A 14,047-nucleotide genomic window follows, 5' to 3' on the forward strand; every position below is an offset into this window, starting at 1 on the left:
AAGCGGGCAGGCGGCGGGCCCGTCAGCGCGCCGTATCGGCGATGGCGCGTTCCGCGTCGACGACCGCCTGCGGCGTGCCCACATGAAGCCAGGTGCCGGCCATCGGCACACCGTAGAGCCTGCCGGCGGCAATCGCCACGTCGAAGAGCCGGTTGAGCGAAAAGGCCCCCTGCGGCGCATCCGTGAAGAGGCGCGGGTGCAGGATCGCCGCGCCTGCATAGGCGAAGGGCGCCTCGGCGCGCGCGCCGCGCCGGGCAAGCCGCCCCACCCCGTCGCGGAAGAAGTCGCCGGCTCCATCAAAGCCGACCGCCCGGCTGCGTTCGGCGAGCAGCAGGAGCGCATCCATCTCGCCATCGTCCCAAAGCGCGCGAAGACTGTCGAGCGCCGGCGTCTCGCCCTCGATCCATGTGCTGTCGGAGTTGAGCAGGAAGAACGGCGCTTCGCCCAGAAGCGGCAAGGCCCTTAAGATTCCGCCACCGGTTTCCAGAAGCTCGGCGCGTTCGTCGGAGATCTCCGGTCTTGGCGTACCCTGCCAGCCGGCCACATGCGCCTCCACCTGGTCAGCAAGGTAGTGCACGTTGACAACGCAGACGTCGACATCGGCGACGGCGAGCTTGTCGCGAGCCCTGTCGAGCAACGAGCGCCCGGCGACCTCGATCAGCGGCTTGGGGCGCGTGTCGGTGAGCGGGCGCATGCGCGTGCCAAGCCCGGCGGAAAGCACGATCGCCCGGGTCGGATGGCTGGCCAAGTCTGCCTCCCTTTCGTTGTGTGGTCAGTTCCGGCCCGGCGCGAGCAGGGCGGCCATTTCCTCGTCTACACCCGCGAACCAGCGGCGCAGCGGCGCAAGCGCGGGGTCGTCGAGCGCGCGGGCGAGATAGTCGCGCACGCGCGGCAGGTGAGCGAGATACTGCGGCTTGCCGTCCCGCCGGTCGAGGCGCACGAAGACGCCGAGGATCTTTGTCGCCCGCTGCGCGGCCATGACCGCGTAGTCGCGCCGGAAGCCAGCCGCGTCGAAGCCCGCGTCGCATGCCTGCCGCCGTGTGACGTAGCGTGCGACCAACGCGGCCTCCAGATCTCTTGGCACGGTGACGCGCGCGTCCATCGCCAGCGAGGCGACGTCATAGGCATCCGGGCCGATCACCGTGTCCTGGGTGTCGACGATGCCGATCCGGTCGGTTCCCTGCCTGTCGCCGCGCCAGATCAGGTTCGGCGAATGATAGTCGCGCAGGACCCAGGTCTGCGGACGGGCCTGCGCGGCCGCAAGCAGCGGCCTCCACAGGGCATGGAACTCCGCGCGCAGCGCCTGCGTCACCTCGACGCCGGCGGCCGGCAGATACCAGTCGGGATAGAGATCCGCCTCCGTCAGGAAGGCGTCCATGTCGAAATGCGGGAGCCGGTAGCTCTCGCCACCACCGATGCCGGCGGGCAGCGGCAGCACCTCTTGCGGCGGGGCGGCATGCAGGTCTGCCAGCACATCCATCGCCGCCGCATAGCGCTGCGGGTCGGGGCGGCCGTCGACGAGCACGCCGTCGCGCCCGAGATCCTCCTGCAGCACCAGACCGGCGTCGAGATCTGCGGCAAGCAGCGCCGGGGCGGCAAGGCCGCGCGCGCGCAGCGCCTCGCAGACCGCCGCCACCGCGTCGATGGTGTCCGGCAGATGCACGATCTCGGCGTAGCTGAGGCCGTCGCGCAACGGCGGCGAAGACGGTCGGGCCGCCGGATCGGCGTTCATCAGGATCGCGCTGCGTCCCTCTTGCGTGATCACCTCGTAGCGGCGCGGGGAGGCATCGCCCTGGAAGTAGCGCCGGCGCGCCATGTCGAACCCGGCCTTGGCGAGAAGCGCGCGGATGGCCAGGGTCCGCACGATGCGCCCGCCCCAGGTCCCGCTTTCCCAGGACAACTGCACCTGGCGGGCGTCGTCGCCCTCCCCGGCCGGACCGATCCGTATCACCAGCCGGCTGGCGGGAATGTGATCGGGCGCACGCTCCGGCCATTCAACCAGTGCCGCACCCGTCTCCAGCATGTCGTCGAGCCCAAGCTCGTCGGCCTCTTGCGGATCTTCCAGGCGGTAGAGATCAAGATGGGCAACGGGAAAGCGGCGCAGGGCATAGCCCTGCACCAGCGTGAAGGTCGGGCTCGGCACCTCGAGCGCGTCGTCATCGGCCAGCGCGCGCAGCAGGGCGCGGGCGAGGGTCGACTTGCCAGCGCCCAGATCACCGACGAGGCAGAGGCAATCGCCGGGCGCGAGCACCATCGCCAGGTCCTCGGCGAGACGACAGGTCGCCGCCTCATCGCAACAGGTGAGGGAAATCTCGCCGGCGCCATTCACGCTCGGCCCGGACGCCTGGGAGGGACGCGGCGGCTGCTGCATGTCGCTCAGCTATTCGGCGGCGTGCTGGATGGCTTCGGGGGAGACGGGAAATCGGCAGACGACACGCGTGCCGACCCCCTCTTCCGACTCGATGTCGACCGCGCCGCCATGCAGCTCGACGAAGCTCTTGACGATGGACAGTCCGAGCCCGGCTCCACGCCGCCGCGATCCGGCGTCGCGGCCGACGAACCTGGCAAAGACCTGGTCAAGCATGTCTTCGGGAATGCCGCAGCCATGATCGCGGACCATGAATTCCAGCGTCCCGTTCTCGCGCGTGCAGGCGACATCGATGGCCCCGCCGACATCGGAGAAGCGCAATGCGTTGGAGAGCAGATTGAACAGCACCTGGCGCAGACGTCTTTCGTCGGCCTCGATCACGCCGACATTCGGCGCAATGTCGAGGTTGAGCGAGATGCCGCTGTCGGCCAGCCGATCCTTGAGCCCCTCGACCGCCGCCTGCACGGTGCGGGCAACGTCGACCGAGGAGACGTCAAGCTCCATGATGCCGGCATCGATCGTGGCGAGGTCGAGAATGTCGTTGATGATGGCCAGCAGCGCCGAGGACGACGACAGGATGTAGTCGACATATTCGCTCTGCTTCGTCGTCAGCGGCCCGAACTTCGGATCGGATAGGAGCTGGGCGAAGCCGATGATGTTGGTCAGCGGCGAACGCAACTCATACGAAACATGCTGGATGAAGGCGTTCTTGAGCTGGTCGGCCTGTTCCAGAGCCTCATTCTTGTCCAGCAGCGCGCGCTCGATATTCACCGAGTCCGTCACATTGACGAAGGTCACCAGCGTGCCGCCATCGGGCAGCGGCACCGTGGCGTAGTCAATCGCCTCGCCATTCTCGCGATCCATCCGGCCGAACACCGGCTCGCGGTTGTCGGCAAGGCTCGTCACCGCCGTGACAAGGCGCTTCCAGGTCTCCGCCTCGTCTGGCTCCAGCATCGGCTGGTCGACGATGCGGGTGATATGCGGGCTGTCGCCGAGCCGCTCGTCGGCGAGGCTCCAGATCCGCTCGAAAGCCGGGTTCCACAGACGCAGGCGTCCGTCGGAGCCGAACACGGCGACCGCCTCGGACAGATTGTCGAGCGTTTCGCCCTGAACACGGATCAGCGAATTGTAGCGGCTCTCCAGGTCGAGCCGCTCGGTGACATTCTCGTAGATGTAGGTGACACCGCCCTGCGGGTGCGGGTTGGCGATGACGCGCAGCGTGCGCCCGTCCGGCAGATGCCACCAGAACTCGCGCGGCTCGAGCGAGGTGTAGCTCTCCAGCAGCTTGTTGCGCCAGCCGCGATAGTCCGCCTGCTCGGGCAGCTTGCGCGCCGCGCGCAGCGCATCGAGAAGCGCGCCATCGGTCGGCATCTGCTCGAGGAAGTTTGAATCGAGGTCCCACAGCGCCCGGAACGCGGCATTGTAGAACTGCAGCCTGCGGTCGGCGCCATAAATGGCGACGGCGGTGGCGAGCTGGTCGAGGGTGCGGGCGTGGAAATCGATGGTGCGGCCAAGCTCCTGGCGCACGTTCTCCAGCTCGCTGACATCGACGGCGATGCCGCCGGCGGCATTGTCGGCGACCAGATGGGTGACATCGAAGATCCGCCGCGCGCCGGCGGCGACGATGGGCATGCGCGCCCGCGCGAAGCCGTCTCCGCCGCGTCCCTTCTCGATGATGCCGCGCCCCTTCTCGTCGAGGAACTCGGTGCCCGTTTCAATCGCGGTCTCGGGATCGGCGACTTCAACCGCCCGCGCATAGGCGGCGTTGACCCAGACCAGCGCGCCATCGTCGTCGCGCAGCCACGCCGGCCCGGCAAAGCCGTCCAGCATGGCCCGCATCATCGCCAGTTCGCGCGTCTGGGCGTCGTGCCGGCTGGCAAGCAAGGCGTGGGTCTTGCGCTCGCCGGTCAGGTCGCGCAGGCGCAACATCGGCGCGCTGGCGGCAACGCGGCCGCGCACCTCGACCAGTCCGCCGGCGCTCGTCGTCACCACGAGATGGAAGGGCTCGCCTTCCTTGCGCAGCCGCGCCACCGCATGGTCGAGCATGGCGGCGGGCTTGGAGTCGAGCCAGGTGCCGAAGGCGAGCAGACGCGAGGCGGAGCGGGGAACGCCGGAATTCTCGTCGAGCACGCCGGCAACCATCGGCTCGGCGTCGTCATGCCAGACGACGATGCGCTGATCGTCGGAGGCGATGAGGCTCTCCAGCCGGTCGACGCGCGCGGCAAGCCGGGCGCCGGTCTCGCGCGCTTGTGCAAGTGCGGCGGCCGAAGCACGGTTGCGGCGCATCAGTGCGACGGTGGCGGTGACGGCAAAGGCGACGGCACCGCCGATGGCGGCGATCCAAACGACTTTCTCGGCATCGACGGGCGAAAGGGAAAAGGCCGTCCCGAGCGCGCTGCTCTCATGAGCGGAGGCGCTCGCGGACACGGACACCAGAGCCGCCAATGCGGAACCGGACCGCAAAAGCGATTTCAGACTCCCGTTCCGCCACGCGCGATTACCACACGCGTGTTGCAAGCCGTCCCCCGGCATTCGCTCGATCCTTTACCGCCGCATTTTGGCCGAAACGGCCCACCGGATCAGTTCTGCCTCACGAACCGACCGATTCGCAAAGACCATAGCGCAAAGCCGAATCGCGAAGAAGAGTGCGTTACCGAAAAGTAAACGGGGGCCGTGTCATCCACAGCCCCCGTCAACAGGTCAGCTATCGGGCGAAACGCGCCGGAAACGGCGCGTCAGCGCGATCAGTAGCGGTAGTGTTCCGGCTTGAACGGCCCGGAGACCGGGACACCGATGTAGTCGGCCTGCTCCTTGCTGAGCTCGGAGAGCTCGACGCCGAGCTTGGCGAGATGGAGACGCGCAACGCGCTCGTCGAGGTGCTTCGGCAGCACGTAGACGTCCTTCTCGTACTTCTCCGTGCGCGTCCACAGCTCGATCTGGGCAAGCACCTGGTTGGTGAAGCTCGCCGACATGACGAAGCTCGGGTGACCGGTGGCATTGCCGAGGTTGAGCAGACGCCCCTCGGAGAGAAGGATCATGCGCTTGCCGTCAGGGAACTCGACCATGTCGACCTGCGGCTTGACGTTGGTCCACTTGTAGTTCTTCAGCGCCTCGACCTGGATCTCATTGTCGAAGTGGCCGATGTTGCCGACGATCGCCATGTCCTTGAGAAGGCGCATGTGCTCGAGCGTCACGACGTCCTTGTTGCCGGTCGTGGTGATGACGATGTCGGCGGTCGGAGCGGCCGTCTCGAGCGTCACGACCTCGAAGCCGTCCATGGCGGCCTGCAGGGCGCAGATCGGGTCGACTTCGGTGACGCGCACGCGCGCACCGGCGCCGCTGAGGCTGGCTGCGGAGCCCTTGCCCACATCGCCGTAGCCGCACACGACGGCGACCTTGCCGGCCATCATCACGTCGGTGCCGCGACGGATGCCGTCGACCAGGCTTTCCTTGCAGCCGTACTTGTTGTCGAACTTCGACTTGGTGACGCTGTCGTTGACGTTGATCGCCGGGAACGGCAGCAGGCCCTTGGCCTTGAGCTGGTACAGACGGTTGACGCCCGTCGTCGTCTCCTCGGAGACGCCCTTGATGTCGTCGCGCTGGCGGGTGAACCAGCCAGGGCTCGCGGCAAGGCGCTTGCGGATCTGGGCGAAGAGAACCTTCTCCTCCTCGGAGCCCGGATTGGAAAGAACGTCCTCGCCCGCCTCGGCGCGCGCGCCAAGCAGGATGTACATGGTGGCGTCACCACCGTCGTCGAGGATCAGGTTCGCCGTGCCTTCCTTGAACTGGAAGATGCGGTCGGCATAGTCCCAGTATTCCTCAAGGGTCTCGCCCTTCTCGGCGAACACCGGAATGCCGGCGGCCGCGATCGCGGATGCCGCATGGTCCTGCGTCGAGAAGATGTTGCAGGACGCCCAGCGCACCTCGGCGCCGAGCGCGACGAGCGTCTCGATCAGCACGGCCGTCTGGATGGTCATGTGCAGCGAGCCGGCAATGCGCGCGCCCTTGAGCGGCTTCTTCTCGCCAAACTCTTCGCGGCAGGCCATCAGGCCGGGCATCTCGGTCTCGGCGATATCGATCTCCTTACGACCGTAGTCGGCGAGAGAGATATCCTTGACGTAGTAATCGGTTGCGGTGCTCATCGGTGTCGTTCGCTCGCTTTTCGTTGAACGTCGTGGTTCGCTGGGCCATTCGCCCCCGCCACGGATCCCCCGACCCGCAGGCGGCAATCTTGCGGCGCATCATCCAGCTCCAGGGCGGACGGCTGCGCCTGACACCGGCCAGAACGAAACATGGTCCGGCCGGCGCCGGAACCCCGACAGGCTTATAAGCCGGGATGCGATACAAAGCAATAAGGATATAAAGATTTCTTTATGTCCCGTTTGCCGAACTGTCCCGAACCGGTCCGGCCACGTCGATCCGATTCCCGTCGGGATCCGCGAAGACGAAGGCCCGCAGGCCGTAGTCGTGGGTTCTCAATCCCTTCAGGATGCGCAGGCCGAAGGAGCGCACCAGGGCGTGCAGGGCATCGACATCCCCGACCATCATGTGCGCGACGGCAAAGGCCGGCGGCTTGTGCCCGGGCTGGAGCGTCAGGTGCACTTCGGCATCATCGCGTTTCAGTATGACGAAGCCGACCGGGTCGCCATTCTGGAAAACACGCTCGAAGCCGAGGCCGTGCTCGTAGAAGGCCAGCGCGCGGGCCATGTCGGACACGGGAAGGGTCGCCGCAATCCGCCCGAACCGGGTGGATGTGAGTGCGGTCGCAAGGTCTGTTGAAGTCATGCAAGGGCCCGATAATGGGCCGGACCATCGGCGGCGGGATACAGTGATCCGGCTCGGCCGCAGCCCGGATAATGCGCGGCTCGGCGCGCAATGACATTCGGGACGGTGCCCGGCGCGACCCTAGCAGTCTCTCAAAGCGCTGTTCAAGGGCCAGCATCGCAAGCCCCAGGGCATCACCAGGATATCGAAGAAGGAGCCAAGGCGTGGGGCGCGGGGTCAGTCGGTCTCGCCGAAGCCGCCTTCGACCAGTTCGGCGATCGCGGCAAGCGCCGCATCGGCCTCGCGGCCGGAGGCGCTGACACGAATGCAGCAGCCCGGACTGGCGGCAAGCATCATCAGACCCATGATCGACGTGCCGCCGACGGACTGTCCGTCCCTGGTGACGGTCACCTGGGCATCGAAGGTTTCGACCAGCTTGACGAGCTTGGCGGAAGCACGCGCGTGCAAGCCCCGTCGGTTGACGATGACGAGTTCGCGGTCGGGTGTTTCGGTTGCGGCTTGGGGCATCTTCCTGTCTCGTTCAGCCGTGACCGGACAGAACCTGGCTCGCGACGGAAATGTACTTCTGACCGGCCTTGCGAGCTTCCTCCACGGCGGCAGCGACCGCGCTGTCGGCACGCACGCTGGCGAGCTTGATCAGCATCGGCAGGTTCACGCCCGCGATGACCTCGATCTGGGTCCCGTCCATCACCGAGATCGCGAGGTTGGACGGGGTGCCGCCGAACATGTCGGTGAGAAGCACAACGCCCTGGCCGTCGTTGACCTCCTCGACAGCGGCGAGAATGTCCTGGCGGCGCTGCTCCATGTCGTCGTCCGGGCCGATGCAGATCGTCGCGATCTGCTCTTGCGGTCCCACGACATGCTCCAGTGCCGACTTGAACTCTTCCGCCAGGCGCCCGTGAGTGACGAGTACGAGTCCGATCATGCCCTGTCCGTCATTGTTTATTTTCACGCCGGGTTTGTTTTCACGCCGGCCGCGCTGCCCCCCGGCGACCGGACGAGCGGCTCTGCATTTGTTTACGCAAAACCGAACCGACCGGACCATTCGCTGGCCGGGCGCCCAATGTCCGCAAGCCTGCATTGCAGTGCAAGGAAAATCGGCGCGTTCTGCATGGTTTTTCGCCAGATGGCGCCAAAGTGCACCGCAAAGCGCTTGCCGATCAAAGCCTTGACAGAATTGTCAGGGCGACGCCAGCCGGATCCGATGCCGGAAACACCAGCCGCGCGAGGCGAATGCCGAGAATTTCCGCCGAAAGGTCGTCCGGCGGCGGAAGACGCTCGATGTCCTGCGCGGGCAGCAGGTCGACGACGAGCCGCAGCACCGCGGCACGCTCCGCGACAATGGGCACGATGCCCTCGCCACGCCGTTCCCAAAGGCCGGCGAGCGCTTCCGGCGCGGCCGCCAGAAGCCGGCCCGCACCGGTGCGGAGCACCACCCTGTCGTCGGCCACATGGGCGGCGAAGCGCCCGCGCCCGCGTGCCGCGCTGACCAGCAGGTCGGCAATCCGGGACTTGCCCGCCCCCGAGGCGCCGCGCAGCAGCACGCCCGAGGCGCCGACGAGGACGCAGGTGCCGTGCACGCTGGCGGGCGGAGCGCCCGGCTTGCTCACGACTTCCTCTCCGCCGGCAGCGTCACCGTGAAGCGGGCGCCCAGCACCCTCGCCTCTCCCGTGTCCGGGTCGGTCTCCTCCCGGTTCTCGACCGAGATCGTGCCGCGGTGAGCCTCGACAATCTGGCGTGAGATCGACAGGCCGAGGCCGGAATTGTTGCCGAAGCCCTCCGCCTCCGGCCGGTCGGTATAGAAGCGCTCGAAGATGCGGTCGCGCAGGTCCTCGCGGATGCCCGGCCCCTGATCATCGACCGTGATGATCACCGCATCGGCCGTGCGCGCCGCCGAGATCACCACCTTGCCGCCCTCCGGCGAGAAGGAGCGGGCGTTGTCGACCAGATTGTTGACGACCTGCGCCAGACGGCTGTCGTGGCCAAGTACCCGGTAGGGATGATCGCGGCGCGAGGGCTTGATCACCACCTCGACGCGGGCCGCCGAAGCATCGGCGCGCTCATTGGCGAAATCGCTGACGGTGCGCAGCAGCGTCGCCACGTCGACCGGGCCGGCGTCGGCCCGCGCCAGCTCGGCGTCGAGCCGCGAGGCGTCGGAAATGTCGGTGATCAGCCGGTCGAGCCGGCGCACGTCGTGCTGGATCACCTCCATCAGCCGGGCCTGCGCCTCCGGCTTGCGGGCAAGCGGCAGGGTTTCCACCGCGCTGCGCAGCGAGGTGAGCGGGTTTTTCAGCTCGTGCGCCACGTCGGCGGCGAAGGATTCGATCGCGTCCATGCGGTTGTAAAGCGCATTGGTCATGTCGCGCAGGGCCCGCGCCAGATGGCCGATCTCGTCGCGGCGCTCGGAAAACTGCGGGATCTCCTCGCGCGATTTGATGCCCCGGCGCACCCGTTCGGCCGCGGCGGCGAGACGGCGCACCGGGCCGGCAATGGTGCCGGCGAGCAGGATCGAGAGCACCATGGTCACGGTCGCCGCCACCAGGAAGACGCGGACGATGGCGACGCGCTCGGCGCGCACGATGGCGTCGATATCACCGCCCTGGGTAGACAGCAGCAGCGAGCCGAGCACGGCGCGGAAGCGCTGAACCGGCACGGCGACCGAAACGATGAGCTCGCCGCGCGGCGAGACGCGCACGACACTGGCCGGCGACCCGGCGAGCGCCGCCTCGACCTCGGGATAGGCGCGGCCGTTGCCGGCGCCGATCTCCTCGTAGAGCGGCAGGTCGCCACGCCGGAACCACAGCTTCACGTCGGCCCAGAAGCGGTCCCAGATGCCCGGCTCCTCCGCCGTTGGCGGCGGCAGGTCGAAGCGCAGGATCTGGCCGCGTGCGTAGAGATGGCGCGAATCGAGGATCAGGATGCCCTCGGGATCGTAGATCCGCGCGCGTGTGCGCGTCGGCGAGATCAGCCGCCGCAGGACTGGCGCGACGCGCTCCGGGTTGATCGGGAAGTCGGTCAGCCGGCCGGAGTCCGTCGGCGAGATGCTTTCGCCCGCCTGAAGCTGGAGCAACTGCTCGGGGTCGACCATCAGCCCGTCGGTCTCGACGGTCGCGGAGGCGGCGATGGCGCCGGCGATGATCTCGCCCTGGGTGAGCAGGCTCTGCACGCGCGCGTCGATCAGGCCGGCGCGGAACTGGTTGAGATAGAGAATGCCGCCGACCATGGCGCACAGGCCGGCAAGATTGAGCACGAGGATGCGCCGGGTCAGCGAGGAGGTCAGATAGGGACCGAGCAGCCCGCCGATGCGGCCGAGGAGGCGGCGGCGGACGCGGCGGCTGCCGAGCGTCCTGAGCGCGGCCGGGCGTTCGCCGGAGGCAGGCGCCGTCGTCGCCCGCGCCCGACCGTCGCCGCCCGCATCTGTCTCAGAATCGGCCGTCATTCGCGCTCTTCTCTGGCACACTCGCATCATGCCCGCGCGCGGCGCGCGGGCGAGACCTGCCGGCGAGGCCCGCCGGACGGCGCGGTTCAGCCTTCGCGGAACCGGTAGCCGACGCCGTAGAGGGTCTCGATCATGTCGAAACTGTCGTCAACGATCTTGAACTTCTTGCGCAGCCGCTTGATGTGGCTGTCGATGGTGCGGTCGTCGACATAGACCTGGTCGTCATAGGCGGCGTCCATCAGCGCGTTGCGGCTCTTGACGACGCCCGGGCGCTGCGCGAGCGCATAGAGGATCAGGAACTCGGTGACCGTGAGGGTGACCGGCTGCCCTTTCCACATGGAGGTATGGCGCTCCTGGTCCATGACCAGGTCGCCACGCTCGAGAAGCTTGTCGCTTTCCGGCTTCACCGCGGCCGCGTCGCGCGGCTGGACCCGCCGCAGCACCGCCTTGACCCGCTCGACCAGCAGACGCTGGGAGAAAGGTTTGCGGATGAAGTCGTCGGCACCCATCTTGAGGCCGAACAGCTCGTCGATCTCGTCGTCCTTCGACGTCAGGAAGATCACCGGCAGGTCGGACTTCTGGCGCAGCCGCCGCAGCAGCTCCATGCCGTCCATGCGCGGCATCTTGATGTCGAAGATCGCAAGGTCGGGCGGATCCGTGATCAGCCTGTCGAGTGCGGAAGATCCGTCCGTATAGGTAAAGACGCGATAGCCCTCGCTTTCCAGCGCGATCGAAACGGAAGTCAGAATATTGCGGTCGTCATCAACTAGCGCGATCGTCGGCATGGTCCCGGCCGGGCCCCCATTCATCTGTCAGTAAGCGGTGTATCAGGCTTGGCGTTGCAATTGCGCATAAATTATGGCGAGCACAAGGGCTGACAAGTGCCGAAGGAACATCTCACGGCCGAGATCGCCGTCCCTTGCGTCCGGCGGCTTCCTCTTTTCAGCCGCCGTCCGCGCCCGCTGCGAGGCCTCCCCGCCGGCCGCAGATGAAATGAATATTCCACGCAAGCCGGCTTCCCGATCCGATTAGTTTTCCAAGTAAAATAATACCTGCAAGGATAATCCGGCACTAAATCGATTTAAGGCACCCTTCGACAGCTTCGTTTCGCTTGTTGAAAGAAATCCCATCCACTAGGTTCGCCTTGCTCAAAACGAAGATGGACAGCGTTGTCTTGCCACATCCGGAACGGCCATGCCGTGCGGAGGGGGCAACGCACTCCGGGCGATCTCGCGTCCGGCAGAAACCGGACGACCTCGCGTCCGGAAGAACATGCAAACGCATCATCGGCGAAGCGAACAGGGATCCAGGAAACATGGCGGACAAGGGCGTAGGGCAGCAGTCGGCTCCCGTTGACACGGGCGGGCTGACGGGGCTCGGCGAGCTTCATCACAATCTCACGGCACCTGCGCTCTATGAGCATGCCCTGAGCCGGGGCGAGGGCGAGCTTGCCGCCGGCGGCGCGCTCGTCGTCGAAACCGGCGTGCACACGGGCCGTTCGCCCAAGGACAAGTTCGTCGTGTGCGACGACACCACCCGCGACAGCGTGTGGTGGGACAATTCCGCCGCGATGACGCCCGAAGCCTTTGCGACGCTGCATGCGGACATGATCGCCCACGCCAAGGGCATGTCGCTCTACGCGCAGGATCTCTACGGCGGCGCCGACCCGGCCCACCGTCTGAGCGTGCGCGTCTTCACCGAATACGCCTGGCACTCGCTCTTCATCCGCAACCTGCTGATCCGCCCTCAGGCGAGCGAGCTCGCCGGCTTCTCGCCCGAGATGACGATCATCGACCTGCCGAGCTTCAAGGCCGACCCCGCGCGTCACGGCTGCCGCACCGAGACCGTCATCGCCTGCGACTTCACCAACAAGATCGTGCTGATCGGCGGCACCTCCTATGCGGGCGAGATGAAGAAGTCGGTCTTCTCGTTCCTGAACTTCCTGCTGCCGGCGAAGAACGTCATGCCGATGCACTGCTCGGCCAATGTCGGTGACGACGGCGACACGGCGGTCTTCTTCGGCCTCTCGGGCACCGGCAAGACCACCCTTTCGGCCGACCCCTCGCGCACGCTCATCGGCGACGACGAGCACGGCTGGGGACCGGAGGGCGTGTTCAACTTCGAGGGCGGCTGCTACGCCAAGACGATCAAGCTGTCCGCCGAGGCCGAGCCGGAGATCTTCTCCACCACCCAGCGCTTCGGCACCGTGCTGGAGAACGTCGTCATGGATCCCGCGACCCGCGCGGTCGACTTCGACGATGGCTCCAAGACGGAGAACACGCGCTGCGCCTACCCGATCGACTTCATCTCGAACGCCAGCGAGACCGGCCGCGCGCCGTGCCCGCAGAACATCATCATGCTGACGGCGGATGCCTTCGGCGTGCTGCCGCCGATCGCCAAGCTCACCCCGGCGCAGGCCATGTATCACTTCCTGTCCGGCTACACCGCGAAGGTTGCCGGCACCGAGAAGGGCGTGACCGAGCCGCAGGCGACATTCTCGACCTGCTTCGGCGCACCGTTCATGCCGCGCCACCCCTCCGAATACGGCAACCTGCTGCGCGCGCTGATCGCAGAGCATGAGGTCGACTGCTGGCTGGTCAACACCGGCTGGACGGGCGGCGCCTATGGCACCGGCCACCGCATGCCGATCCGCGCCACCCGCGCGCTGCTTGGCGCCGCTCTCGACGGCTCGCTGCGTGACGCAGAGTGCCGCACCGACGCGAACTTCGGCTTCGCCGTGCCGGTCGCCGTGCCTGGCGTCGATCCGATGATCCTCGATCCGCGCTCTACCTGGGCGGACAAGGACGCCTACGACCGACAGGCCGCCAAGCTGGTGGAGATGTTCGTGTCGAACTTCGCCAAGTTCGAGAGCCATGTGGACGGCACGGTGCTGGCCGCCGCCCCGACGCTGGCTGCCGCTGCCGAGTAAATCAGGCACCGCGAGACCTCAAGGGGGGCGGGTCCGGCAACGGGCCCGCCCCTTGCTTTTGAGCTCCCTTGTCAGGCCCTTGCCTGGCCATCGCCGCTCCCGTCCTTGCCGGGCCTGTGCAGACGCCCCACTTGGGGCCTATAGTCCGGGCGGGAAACGGAGATCCGCACCATGCAGAACGATGCTGCCGCAGCCGATCCGCTGACACTTGCCGAGGCCTGGGCGCGCGAGGGCCGCAACGTCGCGCTGGCCACCGTGATCGAGACCTGGGGCTCGGCCCCGCGCCCGGTCGGGGCGCATCTCGTCATCGACGCCAAGGGCAATTTCGAGGGCTCCGTCTCCGGCGGTTGCGTCGAGGGCGCGGTCGTCGCGGAGGCCGAAGACGTCATCGCCACCGGCACTCCGGCCATGCTCGAGTTCGGTGTCGCCGACGAGACCGCATGGCGCGTCGGCCTGTCCTGCGGCGGGCGCATCCGCGTCTATGTCGAGCCGCTCACCGGCACCGCCGACGACGGAAGGGGCTGAG

The 14,047-nt window shown here is 67.2% G+C and carries 12 protein-coding genes; 2 read left to right on the plus strand and 10 right to left on the minus strand.

Annotation, left to right across the window (positions count from 1 at the left end):
- Nucleotides 1–22 precede the first annotated feature (22 nt).
- The 10 genes from ACSLUQ_RS13925 to ACSLUQ_RS13970 all read right to left on the minus strand — a co-directional run bounded on the left by ACSLUQ_RS13925 (nt 23) and on the right by ACSLUQ_RS13970 (nt 11,377).
- Entirely contained in the window at nt 23–748 is a 726-nt protein-coding gene (locus tag ACSLUQ_RS13925; protein WP_461808860.1) for a nucleotidyltransferase family protein, read from the minus strand.
- Between the two features lie 24 nt (nt 749–772).
- Nucleotides 773–2,371, minus strand: coding sequence for a tRNA (adenosine(37)-N6)-threonylcarbamoyltransferase complex ATPase subunit type 1 TsaE (tsaE, locus tag ACSLUQ_RS13930; protein ID WP_461808861.1), 1,599 nt, complete (start codon nt 2,369–2,371; stop codon nt 773–775).
- A gap of 9 nt (nt 2,372–2,380) precedes the next feature.
- A complete protein-coding gene (locus ACSLUQ_RS13935) occupies nt 2,381–4,801 on the minus strand; it encodes a sensor histidine kinase (RefSeq protein WP_417771933.1) in 2,421 nt (806 codons plus the stop codon).
- 311 nt (nt 4,802–5,112) lie between these two features.
- Nucleotides 5,113–6,510, minus strand: a complete 1,398-nt coding sequence (ahcY, locus tag ACSLUQ_RS13940) for an adenosylhomocysteinase (RefSeq protein WP_417771932.1) — start codon at nt 6,508–6,510, stop codon at nt 5,113–5,115.
- Between the two features lie 229 nt (nt 6,511–6,739).
- Entirely contained in the window at nt 6,740–7,153 is a 414-nt protein-coding gene (locus tag ACSLUQ_RS13945) for a glyoxalase superfamily protein (RefSeq protein WP_461808862.1), read from the minus strand.
- A gap of 216 nt (nt 7,154–7,369) precedes the next feature.
- Entirely contained in the window at nt 7,370–7,660 is a 291-nt protein-coding gene (locus ACSLUQ_RS13950; RefSeq protein ID WP_417771930.1) for an HPr family phosphocarrier protein, read from the minus strand.
- Between the two features lie 13 nt (nt 7,661–7,673).
- Nucleotides 7,674–8,078, minus strand: a complete 405-nt coding sequence (locus tag ACSLUQ_RS13955; protein WP_417771929.1) for a PTS sugar transporter subunit IIA — start codon at nt 8,076–8,078, stop codon at nt 7,674–7,676.
- A 235-nt stretch (nt 8,079–8,313) separates the two neighbouring features.
- Nucleotides 8,314–8,763: an HPr kinase/phosphorylase gene (locus ACSLUQ_RS13960; protein ID WP_461808863.1), complete on the minus strand. Its 450-nt coding sequence runs from the start codon at nt 8,761–8,763 to the stop codon at nt 8,314–8,316.
- Nucleotides 8,760–10,592 (minus strand): stimulus-sensing domain-containing protein, encoded by a 1,833-nt coding sequence (locus ACSLUQ_RS13965; RefSeq protein WP_417771927.1) that lies wholly within the window; start codon nt 10,590–10,592, stop codon nt 8,760–8,762. Before ACSLUQ_RS13965 ends, ACSLUQ_RS13960 begins: the two co-directional genes overlap by 4 nt.
- A gap of 86 nt (nt 10,593–10,678) precedes the next feature.
- Complete coding sequence (locus tag ACSLUQ_RS13970) at nt 10,679–11,377, minus strand: response regulator transcription factor (protein ID WP_417771926.1); 699 nt, start codon at nt 11,375–11,377, stop codon at nt 10,679–10,681.
- Between the two features lie 530 nt (nt 11,378–11,907).
- Here ACSLUQ_RS13970 and ACSLUQ_RS13975 point away from each other — a divergent pair.
- A complete protein-coding gene (locus ACSLUQ_RS13975; protein WP_461808864.1) occupies nt 11,908–13,521 on the plus strand; it encodes a phosphoenolpyruvate carboxykinase in 1,614 nt (537 codons plus the stop codon).
- Nucleotides 13,522–13,692: 171 nt separating this feature from the next.
- Nucleotides 13,693–14,046 carry an XdhC family protein gene (locus tag ACSLUQ_RS13980; protein WP_461808865.1) on the plus strand — a complete coding sequence of 118 codons (354 nt, stop codon included), beginning with the start codon at nt 13,693–13,695 and terminating at the stop codon, nt 14,044–14,046.
- Nucleotide 14,047 lies beyond the last annotated feature (1 nt).

Source organism: Stappia sp. ICDLI1TA098 (assembly GCF_054880955.1).